The sequence below is a fragment of the Streptomyces sp. NBC_01257 genome, from assembly GCF_035917255.1.
Lineage (GTDB): Bacteria > Actinomycetota > Actinomycetes > Streptomycetales > Streptomycetaceae > Streptomyces.
In genome coordinates, this window is sequence record NZ_CP108472.1 from 7836274 (window position 1) to 7850292 (window position 14019).

Here is a 14019-nt window from a genome sequence, read left to right on the forward strand (position 1 = left end):
ATGTCGTGCTCTCCGCCCTGGCCGCCGGGGGTCGTGCGCCCGGCGGCCCTCGTGCTGTCCTGCGTACGGCTGCTGTGCCTCGTACGCGTCAGTTGCCGGAGCCGTTCTTGTCGAGGATGTCCTGGTACCAGTCGCGCAGCTTGTCGCCGCCGCTCTTCTTCCAGGTGTTGACGGCCTCGTCGATGTCGCTGACCTTCTTGCGCCCCCGGCGGATGTCCTTCTGGAGGTCGTCGAAGGGGGTGTACAGGGAGGCGTACCGCTGCGGTTCGACGACCTGCATGCCGAAGAAGAGCGGCTTCTTGACGTTCGGGGCCTGGCGCGCCATCCAGCCCGCGTAGTCCTTGGCCAGCTGCGGCTGGTCCGGGTAGGCGATGGAGGTCGGGGGCGAGGCGAGGAAGAGGAAGGTGGAGGGCTGCGCCTCCTGGACACCCTGCGGGGTGAAGGTCGGCGCACCGTCCTTCAGCGTGTAGTGGGTGCCCTTCACGCCGTAGTTGGTGAGCATGAACTCCTCGGTGCCGTACGGCGCCGCCGCGTAGTCGGCGATCGCGAGGAACTCCTCGATCTGCGCCTTGGAGAGCTTCTTGCTGAGGAAGGTGAAGATGCCGGCCGGGTCGTCCTGCCACAGGACCGGCTTGCCGCCGTCCTGGTTGAAGAAGTCCAGTGCCTGCATGTCGAACTTCGGGTTGGCGGTGGCCTGTTCGGTGACCATGCCCTTCCAGCCGCCGGTGCCGTCGTTGTACATGACCACGTGGCCGCTGGTGAAGCGGATCTTGGCGTCGGCGTCCTTGTTGGCCTCGGCGTCCGGGTGGACGTACCCGCCGTCGTGGAGCTTGCGGGCGAAGGCGAGTGCCTCGCGGTACTCCTTCGTCTCGATCTTGTGGACCAGCTTGCCGTTCTCCAGCTGCCAGTAGTGCGGCGCGTCGGGCAGCAGGCCGTAGATCTTCTGGATGCAGGTCCAGAGGTCGTCGAAGGCCCACACCTTCTTCTTGGGAGCGGTGTACTCCTTGCCGAAGGCCAGCAGGTCGTCCGCGCTGGCCGGCACGGCGCCGGAGCCGATCAGGTCCTTGCGGTAGAAGATCGCGTTGCCGATGACCGGCGTCGGCATGGGCAGGCCGCGCAGCTTGCCGCCGAAGACGGAGTACTGCCAGGCGCCCGTCGGGATGTTCGCCAGGTTCGGGTACTTCTTGACGGCGTCGCCCGCCAGGAAGGGGGACAGGTCCGCGAACTTGGCGCTGATCGCGTTGCGGATCTGGCCCACCATGTTCCAGCCCGGGATGGTCATGACGTCCGGGATGTCGGAACCGGCGAGGACCGCGCCGATCTTGTCCTGGTAGGTGTTGCCGTCCTGCGGGTCGAAGTCGAGCGTGGCGCCGACGGCCTTGTTCACGGCCGTGTAGTACGGGTTGTTCTTCTTCGGGACCGTTCCCCACAGCGGCGTCATGACCCGGAACTTCGAGCCCTTGCCGGGGACCGACTTCACCGAGACGACCAGCGGGTCGGGCAGCTTGGTGAAGCCGGGGCTCGAACCGTTGACGCTCGCGACATCGGGCTGGACCAGGTTCAGCGGGGCGTAGGACGGCACAACCTTCTTGAGGGCCTTGCCCGTTGTCGCGCCCTCCTTGCTCCCGGAACCGGAGCCGGAGCCGCCGCACGCGGCGAGCAGCGGTACCCCGCCGGCCACGGCGACGGCGGCGACCGCGCCCGTGGCGAGGAAGCTTCTCCGGCTCGGAGCCGTGGAGGAGGGGGAGGAATTCGGCGTCATTGCGTCAACCCTTCGAGGCGCACCAGGACGACACGTGGCGGGCGACCGCCGTTCGGTTCCTGTGTCTGAGGTGGGGCGTTGCTGGCTGGGCCGGTGTGACCGGCCCCAGGTGAAGCGGTTCAACAGCCGGGCGGCAGAACCTGTCGCCGTCCCGGGAAATCACGGGCGCCGGGCGCCCCATCGAAACTCTGTCGAAGCGCTTCGATGTTGCAGCGAGGTTAAGTGAAGGTCCCTTGCCGCACAAGAGTCCGTTTCGAGATTCCTCCGACCTGTTTCCGAACCGTTTCCCGGCGCAATGGGGGCGTGCGGCGTACGGAGGTCAGGTGCGAGGCCTTGACACGTGCGGGGTTGGCCACAGAGCATCGAAGCGCTTCGAAAGATCTTCCGAGGCTCCTCGGCCGCTCGCACGAGGCACTGGCACCGGAAAACCTCCCACCTCTCCAAGGGGACCCGCACGTGACGGAACAACCGCAGCCCTTCCGCGACCCGCAGCTGCCCTTCGCCAAGCGCGTCGACGATCTGCTTCAGCGGCTCACGCTCGACGAGCGCATCGCGATGCTGCACCAGTTCGCACCCGCGGTCGGCCGGCTCGGGCTCGGCGCCTTCCGGACCGGGCAGGAGGCCCTGCACGGCGTCGCCTGGATGGGGCCGGCGACGATGTTCCCGCAGGCCGTCGGGCTGGGCGCCACCTGGAACGGCGAACTGGTGCGCCGCGTCGGCGAGGCGGTCGGCAACGAGGTCCGCGCCAAGCGCGCCCAGGACGACCGCGTCGGCCTCAACGTCTGGGCCCCTACCGTGAATCTGCTGCGCCACCCGCTGTGGGGGCGCGGCGAGGAGGGGTACTCGGAGGACGCCGGACTGACCTCCGCCATCGCGGTCGCGTACACCCGGGGACTGCGCGGCGACCATCCGCTCTACTGGCGGACCGCCCCCGTCCTCAAGCACTGGCTCGCCCACAACAACGAGACCGACCGCGACACCGCCTCGTCCTCCGTCCGCCCGCGGGTCCTGCACGAGTACGACCTCAAGGCCTTCCGCGACGCCGTGCGGGCGGGCGCGGTGGCCGGGGTCATGCCGGCGTACAACCTGGTCAACGGGCGGCCCAACCACCTCTCGCCGCTCCTGTCCCAGCAGCTGCGCGCCTGGACCGACCGGTCCCTCGTGGTCTGCTCGGACGCCGGGGCGCCGTCCAACCTCGTCGACTCCGAGCACTACTTCGACACCCACGAGGAGGCCACGGCCGCCTCGCTGCGCGCGGGTGTCGACAGCTTCACCGACCACGGCCAGGACTCGTCCGTCATGACCGGCCGCGTCAAGGGCGCCCTGGAACGCGGACTCCTCGACGAGCACGACATCGACACCGCCGTCCGCCGGCTGCTCGAACTGCGCTTCTCGCTCGGCGAGTTCGACCCGGAGCTCGACCCGTACGCGGACACCGCCGACTTCGACACCGAGGAGCACCGGGCGCTCGCCCTGGAGGCCGCCGAGCAGGCCGTCGTACTGCTCAGGAACGAGGGCCTGCTGCCGCTCGACCCCGCAGCAGGCAAGACCGTCGCCGTCGTCGGACTCCTCGCGGACGCCTGCAAACTCGACTGGTACAGCGGCACGCTGATCCACCGCTCCACCCCGCTGGACGGCCTCCGGGAACGCTTCGGCGCGGAGCACGTCGTCTTCGAGGAGGGCGCCGACCTGGTCCGGCTGAGGTGCGCGGACGGCTGGCTGCGGATTCCCGAGGCGGCGGCGGGCGCGGAACCGGTGCGCGGCGCGGAAGGCGCCCTCGACCCGGCGCTGCTCGCGGGCCGTACCGACCTGCCCCCGCTGACCTGCGGCGACACCCCGTCCGAGCTGGCGCTCGTCGACTGGGGCGACGGCGTGATCACCCTGCGGGAACCGGCCGGCAGCTATCTCTCGGTCGCCGAGGACGGGTACGTACGCGCCTCCGCGGACGAGCCGGGCGGCTGGATCGTCCAGGAGACGTTCCGTCTGGAGGCGGCGGAGGGGCATGCGGGCGGGCACCGCCTTCTGCACGTGGGAACGGGTAGGTATGTCTCTGTCGCCGCCGACGGCGTAAAGGTTGCCGCGCCGGGCGAAGAAGTTTCCGGCCCCGGCGAAGGAGCCTCCGGCTCGGTTCCGGCCGCCGGGACGGTCTTCGAGCTGGAGGTGACCCAGCGGGGCGAGGACGCCGTCTCCCGCGCCGCGGCCGCCGCCGACACGGTGATCGTGGTCGCCGGCAACGACCCGCACATCAACGGCCGCGAGACCGAGGACCGCACCACCCTCGACCTCCCGGCCCAGCAGGAACGCCTCTGGCGCGCCGCCCACGCCGCCAACCCGCGCACCGTGCTCGCGGTCACCTCCGCCTACCCGTACGCCCTCACCGACGCGGCGGCCACGCTCCCCGCCCTGCTGTGGACCGCGCACGGCGGCCAGTCCGCCGGAACCGCGCTCGCCCGCGTCCTGGCGGGCGACGTCTCCCCGGCCGGCCGGCTGCCGCAGACCTGGTACACCTCCGACGCGGAGCTGCCCGGCCTGCTGGACTACGACATCATCGGCTCCCGGCAGACGTACCTCTACTACGAGGGCACCCCGCTCTACCCGTTCGGCCACGGCCTCTCCTACAGCGAGTTCACCTACAGCTCCCTGACCGCCGACCGCGAGGGCGACCGGCTGAGCGTCTCGCTCACCGTCACCAACACCGGCACCGTCGCCGCCGACGAGGTCGCCCAGCTGTACGTACGGGCGGTGGCCCCGTCCGTCGTCCGGCCGCTGCGCCAGCTGGCCGGCCACCGCCGGCTGCACCTGGCACCCGGCGCCGCCGAGCGCGTGGACTTCACCGTCCCGGTCACCGAGCTCGGTCACTGGGACGTCGCGCACGGCCGCTGGACGGTCGAGCCCGGCGCGTACGAGATCCAGGCGGGTGCCTCCAGCACCGACATCAGGACCGTCGCCGTCGTCACCGTCGACGGCGAACCCTCCGGACCGCGGCCGGTCCTGGCCCGCGGTCTGGACGCGGCCGACTACGACGAGCAGCTGGGCACCGAGATCACCGACCGGACGAGGACGGACGGCGACGCCGTCACCGCCGTCGCGGAGAGCAACGAACTCCTCTACCGCCGCTGCGACTTCGCGGCCGGAGTGCGGGGGATCGAGGTGTCCGCCGCGGGGGAGGGGGAGGTCCTGGTCACCGTCGGCGGGACCACGGTCACCGTCCCCGTCGCCGCCACCTCCGGACCGTACGACCACCGCACCGTGCCGGCCGCGCTGAGCGCCCGTGGCACCGGCGATCTGCGCGTCACGCTGCGCGGCACGGTCCGCCTCGCCCGGATCGGCTTCACCGGGGACGACGAGTGAACCCGGCCGCTCCACGCACCCCTGTCCCCGTCCCGCCGGCTGCCCCCGGCAAGGAGTCCGCATGAAGTTCACCGACGGCTTCTGGCTCATGCGTGAGGGCGTACGCGCCTCCTACGCGACCGAGATCCGCGATCTGCGCGTCGGCGACGACCGGTTCACCGCCCACGCGGCGGTCAAGCGTGTCGCCGAGCGTGGCGACACCCTCAACACCCCGCTCATCACGGTCGACTGCTTCTCCCCGGCCGAGGGCGTCATCGGCGTGCGGGCCACCCATCACGCCGGACGGGTCCACCGCGGACCGGACTTCGCGCTGCCCGGCCTCGACCCGGCGGCCGCCGGGGCCCGCACCCGGCGGGACGGGGCGGTCACCGAACTCACCAGCGGCCCGCTGACCCTGCGCATGGACGGCGACGGACCCTGGGGCCTGAGCTTCCTCGACGCCGAGGGCCACCGGCTGACCGGCGTCGACGCCAAGGGCACCGCCTTCGCCACCACACCGGACGGCAGCCACCACATGGTCGCCCAACTCGCCCTGGACGTGGGCGAGAACGTCTACGGACTCGGCGAGCGCTTCACGCCGTACGTCAAGAACGGCCAGACCGTCGACATCTGGCAGGCCGACGGCGGCACCAGCAGTGAACTGGCCTACAAGAACATCCCGTTCTACCTCTCCTCGCGCGGCTACGGCGTCTTCGTCAACCATCCCGGCAAGGTCTCCTTCGAGATCGGCTCGGAGTCGGTCGGCCAGGTGCAGTTCAGCGTCGAGGACCAGTCGCTGGAGTACTACATCGTCGCCGGGCCGACGCCCAAGGAGGTGCTGGCCCGCTACACCGCACTGACCGGCCGCCCCGCCCTGCCGCCGGCCTGGTCGTTCGGACTGTGGCTCACCACGTCCTTCTGCACCTCGTACGACGAGGAGACCGTCACCTCCTTCGTCGACGGGATGGCCGAACGCGACATCCCGCTGTCCGTCTTCCACTTCGACTGCTTCTGGATGCGCGAGTACCAGTGGTCGGACTTCCTGTGGGACCCCGAGGTCTTCCCCGATCCGGAGGGCATGCTGGCCCGGCTCAAGGAACGCGGCCTGCGGATCAGCATGTGGATCAACCCGTACATCGCCCAGAAGTCCGCGCTCTTCGCCGAGGGCGCCGAACTGGGCCACCTGGTGCGCCGGCCCAATGGCGACATCTGGCAGTGGGACCTCTGGCAGCCGGGCATGGCCCTGGTCGACTTCACCAACCCCGCCGCGTGCGAGTGGTACAACAGCAAACTGCGGGTCCTGCTCGACCAGGGCGTCGACTGCTTCAAGACGGACTTCGGCGAGCGCATCCCCACGGACGTCGTCTGGCACGACGGCTCCGACCCGGAGCGGATGCACAACTACTACGCACAGATCTACAACCGCACGGTCTTCGAACTCCTGGAGAAGGAGCGCGGTCACGGCGAGGCGGTCCTCTTCGCCCGCTCGGCGACGGCGGGCGGCCAGCAGTACCCGGTGCACTGGGGCGGCGACTGCTTCGCCTCGTTCACCGCGATGGCCGAGTCGCTGCGCGGCGGGCTCTCCCTCTCGCTGTCCGGCTTCGGCTTCTGGAGCCATGACATCGGCGGCTTCGAGGGCACCCCCGACCCGGCCGTCTTCAAGCGCTGGCTCGCCTTCGGCCTGATGTCCTCGCACAGCCGGCTGCACGGCAACGTGTCCTACCGGGTGCCGTGGGCGTTCGGCGAGGAGGCGGTGGACGTCGCCCGGAAGTTCACCCTGCTCAAGCACCGGCTGATGCCGTACCTGTACGGGGCGGCGGCCACCGCCCACCGCACCGGCATCCCGATGATGCGCCCCATGCTGCTGGAGTTCCCCGGGGACCCGACGACCCGGATGCTGGACCGCCAGTACATGCTCGGCCCCGACCTGCTGGTCGCGCCCGTCTTCACGGAGGACGGACAGGTCGAGTACTACGTCCCCGAGGGCACCTGGACGGTCCTGCTGACCGGCGAGACGGTCACCGGGCCGGTGTGGCGCCACGAGACCCACGGCTTCGACAGCCTGCCGGTCCTGGTGCGCCCCGGCGCGGTGCTCCCCTGGGGCGCGGACGACCAGCGCCCCGACAGCGACTGGCTGGACGGGCTCACGCTGCGCGTCTTCGGCGCCGGCGACGACAGCCGGCCGGTCGTGGTGCCGGACCTGACGGGCGAGACCGCCGCCGTGTTCCGGATCGTCCGGGACGGGGAGAGCCTGACCGTCACCGCCGAGGGCACGGACCGCCCGTACCGCGTGGTCGCGGAGACGACGGGAGCCACGGGGGAGGGAACGGGCACGGTGACGCTTTAGCGCGTCGCCCTGGCGGGGACCCACGGCCGTTGGCGGCTCCGGGTCCCCGCCTCCGCGGGGTCAGTGCGTCGCGCGGGCCAGGGCCCGGTCCGCCGCGCCCCGCGAGGTGTGCCACAGCGTGGTCACCGGCTCCCACACCCGGATGCCCCGGTCCATGCCCACGGCGGCCGCGCCGAACGTGACCCCGTAGTGCGCGGGGTCCGCCGCCACCGACAGGCTGCGGATGACGTGTCCGTGACGGGTGCCCCGCTCCGCCGTGCGGACGGCGGCGTACCCGCGCTCGCCCGGCGAGAGCACGTACGAGCCGCTGGTGGCGGGCGGGACCGGCTGGGCCGAGCCGTCGAGACCCCGGAACGTGATCGTCGGGATGCGGTCCACGACGCAGGTGCGGCCGCCCCGGTTGGTGACGGCGATGCGCGCCACGTTGTGCTGCCCGCCGGGCGATGCGGAGATCCGGAGGGCCTTCTCCTGGCAGTGGGCCGGGCGGCCCGACGGCCCGTGGGTGGCCGCGCCGGCCGTGGCCGACGCCCCGGTGGCGGTCAGGGCCAGGGCGGCCGCCGCGGTGAGGGCGGCGGTGAGAGCGGAACTCGGACGCATGATGTGTCTCCCCTGAATCGGCGTGGATCGACAGCGTGTGGTCGTGGCCCGGGGGCCACGGTGGCCGCTACGGCCGACACGCACATTCTGAACGGTATGCCCGGTTCATGGCGATAGATCGGACATATCGGTTCAGCATCTGTGTCGCCCTGTGCCCCCTGCTCGGCCGCCGCCCGGCCGTCTGCCGCTAGCGCGCCCGGACCGTGGCCATCACCTCGCGGTCGGGCTGGAGCGTCAGGGTCGGCACCGGGTTGACCGTGCCCGGATCGACGTCCAGGTCGAACCGCCGCGCGAGCACCGCCAGGATCAGCACCGCCTCGACCATCGCGAACCGGGTGCCCAGGCAGACCCGCGGGCCGCCGCCGAACGGGAACCAGGCGTACTCCGCGATCTCGTCGCCCGTCTCCGGGTCCCAGCGCTCGGGGCGGAACTCCTCCGGCTCCGGGAACCACCGCTCGTCCCGGTGGGTGGCCCACTGGCTGCTCCACACCCTGGTGCCCTCCGGGATCGGCAGCCCGCCGATCCGGGCGCCCTCCTTCGCGACCCCGGTGACCAGCCAGATCGTCGGGTAGAGCCGCAGCGTCTCCTTGACCACCGCCTGGGTGTACGGGAGCTGTGCGTAGTCGTCGAAGCCCGGCTCGCGGTCGCCGAGCACCCGGTCCAGCTCCTCGGAGAGCGCCGCCCGCGCCCCGGGGTTGCGGGACAGGAGGTACCAGGCCCACACCAGCGTCGAACTCGTCGTCTCGTGGCCGCCGATGTAGAGGGTGACGGTCTCGTCGCGGATCTCCCGGTCGTCGAGCTTCGCCCCGGTCTCGTCGACGGCGGTGAGGAGCCGGCTCAGCAGGTCGGGGCGGTCGTCCGTGCCCTCGCGGTGCCGGGCGACCACCCGGCCCACCTCGGCGTCGATGACCGCGGCGGCCTTCTTGATCCTGGCCCGGCCCGGGGTCGGGACCCAGTCCGGCAGCAGTGCGCCGATCCCTGCGAACTCCTTGCCGATCTCCGCCTGCGCCACATCCATCGCCCGGCCCATCGCCTCGGCGTCGGCGGGGGTGTCGACGCCGAAGATGGTGCGGACGGCGATCTTCTGTGTCAGCGCCGCCATCTCCCGCTTGATGTCGATGCGCCGGCCGCCCGACCAGGTGTCCGCGAGTTCCACCGTGCTGCCCGCCATGGTCGCCGCGTACGACCGGACCTGCTTGGGGCGCACCGACGGCTGCACGAGCGAGCGCTTGCGCCGCCAGTCGGCCCCGCGCGCGACCACCACTCCGTTGCCCATCACGGTACGGAAGGCGATGCCGAGCGCGGGCTGGTCGAAGGTGCGTTCCGTCTCGGTGAGCAGTTCGCCTATGCACTCCGGATCGGCTATGAACACGCATGAGTTGGGGCCGAAACGCCACTGGACCAGGTCTCCGTGGCCGCGCAGCCGCTCGAAGAACGCGAGGGGGTTCTTGCCGAACTGCGGCATGTTCCCGAGGAAGGGCAGCCCCTTGGGGCCCGGGACGATCCTGTGGCCGCGCGGTCCGGCATCGACGGCCGGGCCGGTCTCCGTGGACATGAAAGGTCTCCGCTCTGAATGTCCGGCCGGGCTGGGTCGCGCGTCACCGGCCTTGTGGAGTACGTGAGTTGTCGAGAGTAGCCCGGACATGTCACGGATGGCGCCGCCGCCCCGAGGCGTGATCGGCAAGGCGGATCCGGCCCGTCGGCGCCCCTAAATATCGATCCCATTTGCCTAAAGGTATTAGGCAAATGCATGATGGGTGATGCCGAGAACGAGGAGAAGCCGATGGTGCGCGCAGGACTGACCCCGGACCGCCTGGCGCAGGCCGGTGCGGAGCTGGCCGACGAGGTCGGCTTCGAGCAGGTGACCGTGTCGGCGCTCGCCCGCAGGTTCGACGTCAAGGTCGCCAGCCTCTACTCGCACCTGAGGAACTCCCACGACCTGAAGACGAGGATCGCGCTGCTCGCGCTGGAGGAGCTCGCCGACCGGGGTGCCGCCGCACTGGCCGGCCGGGCCGGCAAGGACGCCCTGAGCGCCTTCGCGAACGTCTACCGCGACTACGCCCGGGAGCACCCCGGCCGCTATGCCGCGGCACAGTTCAGGCTCGACCCGGAGACGGCCGTCGCCAGCGCCGGGGTCCGGCACGCGCAGATGACGCGCGCGATCCTGCGCGGCTACGACCTGACCGAACCGGACCAGACGCACGCGGTCCGGCTGCTGGGCAGCGTCTTCCACGGCTACGTCAGCCTGGAACTGCAGGGCGGGTTCAGCCACAGCGCCCCCGACTCGCAGGAGTCCTGGACGCGCGTCGTGGACGCCCTCGACGCCCTGCTGCGCAACTGGCCGGCCCCCTGACCTCCCGTACCGCCCCGGCGCCACCGCCGCGACCTCACCCCCACCGAGCAACAGGCAGAGACATATGGACACCGGAACCGAACTGATCACCACACCCCTCACCGCCGGCCTCCTGCGCGGCGCCCTCGACCTGGAGCGGACCGAGCACGGCCTGCGCCCGCACCGGCTGCCCGCCCGTGCCCGCGCGCAGTACCCCGACGGCCAGGTGGCCATGACGGAGGCCCAGCCCTCCGGCGTACGGCTGGTGTTCCGCACCCGGGCCGGTGTCATCGAGCTGGACGCCCTGCGCACCAAGACGGAGTACACCGGCGCACCGTCCCGCCCCGACGGTGTCTACGACCTCGTCGTCGACGGACGTCTCGCCGCCCAGGCCGACGCGAGCGGAGGCCACGTCCTCACGGTCGACATGACCACCGGCTCCGTCGACTTCCGGCCCGGCCCGGTGGGCACCGTCCGGTTCGACGGTCTGGGCGATGAGGACAAGGACGTCGAGCTCTGGCTGCCGTACAACGAGGGCACCGAGCTCGTCGCGCTGCGCACCGACGCCCCGGTCGAGCCTGCCCCTGACCGGGGGCGCCGGACCTGGCTGCACCACGGCAGCTCGATCAGCCACGGTTCGAACGCGGCGAGCGCCACCACCACCTGGCCCGCCCTCGCCGCCTCCCTCGGCGGAGTGGAGCTGATCAACCTGGGCCTGGGCGGCGGCGCGCTGCTCGACCCGTTCACCGCCCGCGCGATGCGTGACACCCCCGCGGACCTGATCAGCGTCAAGATCGGCATCAACGTCGTCAACAGCGACCTGATGCGGCTGCGCGCCTTCACCCCGGCCGTGCACGGATTCCTCGACACCCTGCGCGAGGGCCACCCCGACACCCCGCTCCTGGTCGTCTCGCCGATCCTGTGCCCCATCCACGAGGACACCCCGGGCCCCAGTGCGCCCGACTTCTCCGGCCTCGCCGAGGGAAAGCTCAGCTTCCGTGCCATGGGCGACCCGGCGGAGCGCGCGGCCGGGAAGCTGACGCTCCAGGTGATCCGGGAGGAACTGGACCGGGTGGTGCGGCAGCGCGCCGCCGACGACCCGCACCTGTACTACCTCGACGGCCGCGGTCTCTACGGCGAGCAGGACGTCGCGGAACTGCCCCTGCCGGACGCGCTCCACCCGGACGCGGCGACCCACCGCCGCATGGGCGAGCGCTTCGCCGGCCAGGTCTTCAGCGGCGACGGGCCGTTCGCCGCTGACGGCGTCTGAGAGCAGAGACCCGGAAAACCAGGAGGAGTTCCCCGTCGCCCGATGGCAGGATCCGGCCATGGACACCGACCGCGGCACAGGCACCGACCCCCTCATGGCACGGGCCCGTCTCCTGTGGGAGTCACTGGCCGGAGTGCCGGTCTCGTTCGCGTCCCGCGGCGGTCCGACGGTGGTCACGGCGCCCGCGTCGGCCCTGGCCCCGCCGGGCTGGGTGGGCACCGTGCTGCTGGGGGACGCGGCCGTCGTCACCGCGCCCTCCGACGGCGTGGCGCACACGGTCCGCCGGGCCCTGACGGGTGTCGCGACGCCCTCGCTCACCGACCCCGGTGCGGTGGCCGGGGTCCTGCCGGTCGCCGAGGTGCTCGGCCCCGCCACCCTCGCCTACCTGTCCGGCGACGCCTTCCGCCCGTCGCCACCGGGAGCCGGCGCGACCGACCGCCTGCCCCCGGGCCACGGAGACCTCGTGCGGCTGCTCGCCTCGGTGAGCGAGGAGGACGCGGGGGAGTGCGGGCTGGACGAGATCACCTCCCCGGCGTTCGCCGTACGGGACGGGGACACGGTCGTCGCGGCCGCGGGATACCGGGACTGGCCGCACGGCACGGCGCACCTGTGCGTCCTGACCGCCCCTCATGCGCGGGGCCGCGGTCTGGCCCGCCGGGTGGCCTCCGCAGCGACCGCGCACGCCCTCGCCGCCGGGCGGCTGCCGCAGTGGCGCGCGAGGCCGGCCGCGTCGCGCCGGGTGGCCGGGGCCCTGGGCTTCCGGGAGCTGGGCAGCCAGCTGAGCGTGCGCGGGGTTCAGAGTCCGACGATCAGCTGAATGCAGACGATCTTCACGAGGATGGCGAGCGCGAACAGCGTCGAGTAGCCGTTGTTGACGCGGCTGTCCGTGACCCGGCTGTTGGCGTACGCGGTGATCGCGGGGTTGCCGACGTACCCCGACAGCAGGCCCATCGTCCGCTCCCTGCTCTGCCCGAGCGCCTTCGCGACCAGCACCATCAGCGTGTAGCTGACCACCGCGCCGATCACCAGCACGGCCACCAGTTTCAGACCGAACAGCGAGAACGCGTTCTGGCGGAAGGAGTAGCCGGAGGTGAGGCCGACGACCGCGAGGAAGAGCAGCAGACCGATCTGGCGCAGGGTGAGGTTGGCCCGGGTCGGCAGGGTCCACACCAGCGGGCCGGTGCGCCGTCGCCAGCCCAGGATCATGCCCATCACCAGCGGTCCGGCGCCCGTGCCGAGCGCCAGGGTGGTGGAGCCGAAGGTGACCGAGGGGATGGCGATCAGGAAGCCGAGCGTGAGTCCGAGCCCCAGGCTCACCGCGCTCACCTCGCTGACCTTCGTCTCCGTGTCGCCGAGATACGTGGAGACCTCGGTGATCCGTTCGCGCGGCATCACCACACGCACCCGGTCGTCCAGTTGGAGCACCAGGTCGTCGTGGGCGAGCATGTCGACGTCGCCGCGGCGGACCCGGCTGACGGCGGCCCCGTACCGGGGGCCGAGACCGAGTTCGGCGACGGTGTGGCCGGCGAGCTCGGGGTTGGTGAGCAGGACCCGGCGGTAGTCGACCGTGCGGCGGTTGTCGAGGAGGTGGACCGGCGCGGTCGAGCCCAGCCGCTCGGTCGCGACGCGTACGTCGTCCTCGCCGCCCACCAGAACGATGAGGTCACCGGGGCGCAGCCGGTCCAGGCCGTGCGCCACCTGGACGTCGCCGCCCTCGGGGCGGTACTCGCTGGCCAGCACCCGGTGGTCCGCGACGCCCGGTACCGCGTTCCACTCCGTGTCGTGGTCCACCTGGACCGTACGGGTGACGAGCACGGGCGGCAGTCCGGAGCCGGGGTCCCGGCGTGCCGCCCAGTGGCGGCGGGCCGCGATCGCGGAGATGAACAGGATGGTGATGACGACGGCGAGCGGATAGCCGATCGCGTACCCCACGGCGGGCTGCGTCGGATCGGCGGAGGCCTCCTGCGCGGCGGCCAGACCGGGTGTCGTCGTCCCGATCCCGGCGTACCCGCCGGCCAGGAACGGTCCGCTGATGCCGAACGCGCTGTGGCCCACGTACCCGACCACGACCGCGGTGAGCGCGAGCGCCACCACCGCACCGGCCATCACCGGCAGCTGGCTGCGCAGTTCGCGGAAGAACGCGGGCCCCGACTCCAGGCCCACGGTGTACACGTACAGCGCCAGGCCCAGGGCCGAGACACCGGCGGGCACGGCGGGCGCGATGTCCTTGTCGAGCGCGCCGACCAGCAGGCCGACGAACAGGACACCGGCCGCACCGAGTTTCACCGGGCCGAACCGGACCATTCCGAGCAGGGCGCCGACGGTGATGACGGCGAACACGGCCACCCAGGGATTGTCCGCGAAGAACTGCCACACGGGGT

At 71.8% G+C, this 14019-nt stretch carries 9 protein-coding genes; 5 read left to right on the forward strand and 4 right to left on the reverse strand.

The window, feature by feature from the left end:
* Window positions 1–88: 88 nt before the first annotated feature.
* Window positions 89–1762, reverse strand: coding sequence for an extracellular solute-binding protein (locus OG408_RS34200; RefSeq protein ID WP_266785299.1), 1674 nt, complete (start codon window positions 1760–1762; stop codon window positions 89–91).
* Between the two features lie 456 nt (window positions 1763–2218).
* Here OG408_RS34200 and OG408_RS34205 point away from each other — a divergent pair, with 456 nt between their 5' ends.
* Window positions 2219–5113: a glycoside hydrolase family 3 C-terminal domain-containing protein gene (locus tag OG408_RS34205; RefSeq protein WP_326673598.1), complete on the forward strand. Its 2895-nt coding sequence runs from the start codon at window positions 2219–2221 to the stop codon at window positions 5111–5113.
* Between the two features lie 61 nt (window positions 5114–5174).
* On the forward strand, window positions 5175–7439 hold the full coding sequence (gene yicI / locus OG408_RS34210) for an alpha-xylosidase (RefSeq protein WP_326673599.1): 2265 nt from the start codon (window positions 5175–5177) through the stop codon (window positions 7437–7439).
* A gap of 60 nt (window positions 7440–7499) precedes the next feature.
* Here the strand turns inward: yicI and OG408_RS34215 are convergent, their stop codons facing one another.
* Entirely contained in the window at window positions 7500–8036 is a 537-nt protein-coding gene (locus tag OG408_RS34215; RefSeq protein ID WP_326673600.1) for a DUF4232 domain-containing protein, read from the reverse strand.
* A 187-nt stretch (window positions 8037–8223) separates the two neighbouring features.
* Complete coding sequence (locus OG408_RS34220) at window positions 8224–9591, reverse strand: cytochrome P450 (RefSeq protein WP_266785307.1); 1368 nt, start codon at window positions 9589–9591, stop codon at window positions 8224–8226.
* Window positions 9592–9819: 228 nt separating this feature from the next.
* On the opposite strand from OG408_RS34220, the gene OG408_RS34225 reads away from it, so the two are divergent.
* The 3 genes from OG408_RS34225 (at window position 9820) to OG408_RS34235 (ending at window position 12455) form a co-directional block, all read left to right on the forward strand.
* Window positions 9820–10389: a TetR/AcrR family transcriptional regulator gene (locus OG408_RS34225; RefSeq protein WP_326674634.1), complete on the forward strand. Its 570-nt coding sequence runs from the start codon at window positions 9820–9822 to the stop codon at window positions 10387–10389.
* Window positions 10390–10453: 64 nt separating this feature from the next.
* Window positions 10454–11638 carry a GDSL-type esterase/lipase family protein gene (locus OG408_RS34230; RefSeq protein ID WP_285564278.1) on the forward strand — a complete coding sequence of 395 codons (1185 nt, stop codon included), beginning with the start codon at window positions 10454–10456 and terminating at the stop codon, window positions 11636–11638.
* A 58-nt stretch (window positions 11639–11696) separates the two neighbouring features.
* Window positions 11697–12455, forward strand: a complete 759-nt coding sequence (locus OG408_RS34235) for a GNAT family N-acetyltransferase (RefSeq protein WP_285564277.1) — start codon at window positions 11697–11699, stop codon at window positions 12453–12455.
* Here the strand turns inward: OG408_RS34235 and OG408_RS34240 are convergent.
* On the reverse strand, window positions 12434–13984 hold the full coding sequence (locus OG408_RS34240) for an aspartate:alanine exchanger family transporter (protein ID WP_326673601.1): 1551 nt from the start codon (window positions 13982–13984) through the stop codon (window positions 12434–12436). The genes OG408_RS34235 and OG408_RS34240 overlap by 22 nt on opposite strands.
* Between the last annotated feature and the right edge of the window lie 35 nt (window positions 13985–14019).

What these genes read in the sequence shown, in the direction of transcription:
- OG408_RS34235 (WP_285564277.1), top strand. Translation starts at nt 11,697, where the DNA reads ATGGACACCGACCGCGGCACAGGCACCGACCCCCTCATGGCACGGGCC.
- OG408_RS34215 (WP_326673600.1), bottom strand. Translation starts at nt 8,036, where the DNA reads ATGCGTCCGAGTTCCGCTCTCACCGCCGCCCTCACCGCGGCGGCCGCC.
- OG408_RS34230 (WP_285564278.1), top strand. Translation starts at nt 10,454, where the DNA reads ATGGACACCGGAACCGAACTGATCACCACACCCCTCACCGCCGGCCTC.
- OG408_RS34225 (WP_326674634.1), top strand. Translation starts at nt 9,820, where the DNA reads ATGGTGCGCGCAGGACTGACCCCGGACCGCCTGGCGCAGGCCGGTGCG.
- OG408_RS34200 (WP_266785299.1), bottom strand. Translation starts at nt 1,762, where the DNA reads ATGACGCCGAATTCCTCCCCCTCCTCCACGGCTCCGAGCCGGAGAAGC.
- yicI (WP_326673599.1), top strand. Translation starts at nt 5,175, where the DNA reads ATGAAGTTCACCGACGGCTTCTGGCTCATGCGTGAGGGCGTACGCGCC.
- OG408_RS34220 (WP_266785307.1), bottom strand. Translation starts at nt 9,591, where the DNA reads ATGTCCACGGAGACCGGCCCGGCCGTCGATGCCGGACCGCGCGGCCAC.